Source organism: 'Chrysanthemum coronarium' phytoplasma (assembly GCF_000744065.1).
Taxonomy (GTDB): domain Bacteria; phylum Bacillota_I; class Bacilli_A; order Acholeplasmatales; family Acholeplasmataceae; genus Phytoplasma; species Phytoplasma asteris.
This window is the reverse complement of record NZ_BBIY01000155.1, coordinates 1-626: the sequence shown is the minus strand read 5'-3', so window position 1 is coordinate 626 and position 626 is coordinate 1. Positions and strand designations below refer to the sequence as shown.

General features: G+C 32.9%; 2 pseudogenes. One reads left to right on the top strand and one right to left on the bottom strand.

The features are described from left to right. A pseudogene (locus OYV_RS05155) lies at nucleotides 1-211 on the top strand (hypothetical protein); the annotation flags it as partial. On the opposite strand, the pseudogene OYV_RS04775 reads toward OYV_RS05155, so the two are convergent. Next, nucleotides 204-626, bottom strand: a pseudogene (locus tag OYV_RS04775) (IMP dehydrogenase); the annotation flags it as partial. The pseudogenes OYV_RS05155 and OYV_RS04775 overlap by 8 nt on opposite strands.

Genomic DNA, 626 nt, shown 5'->3' with positions numbered 1-626 from the left:
CCTTCATCCTTTTGATAAATGGAATGAACCCCTTTCTAACAGACCTGGCCATTATTTCAATTATTTCCACACAAATGATAAAGATAAAGATTCACAATTTGTAAATGATTTGCGAGTATCACACGTTAATCACACTGTAGGAGTAGAATACAAAGGCCCCAAATACCTTCTAGAAGAAGATAAAGACTTTTTCATGGATGAAGGTCTTTGATGTAAGTCGGTAGGTCGGTTGGTTCGTATTCTTGGTGGTGTCCGCGTCCTAGGCTAGCGATACCATAGAAGGTGTATTTTTTGTTTACTTGAGTATTATCTTTAGGTGGATTTAAGTATTTTAATAATCCTTGCTTCCATTCTACATATTGGTCTTCGCATTCTTTTCTTCTAGCTTTTTTTTCAGTGTCAGAAATTTTAACGTTTTGGAAAGTATTAATAGCTTCATCTAGGTCTGAAGGCAACATAACTTCGTGGTTGGGGTTTTTACGTTTGTGTTTTTTGGCTTTAATATAAGCGCTATCAATTATTTTTTCTTTTAAATTTCTAGTAGAATAATTTTTGCCTTTACATTTGTTAGAGATTTCTTTTAAATTAAAAGATAAGTGTGATAACTAATTTGATAATCAGATACC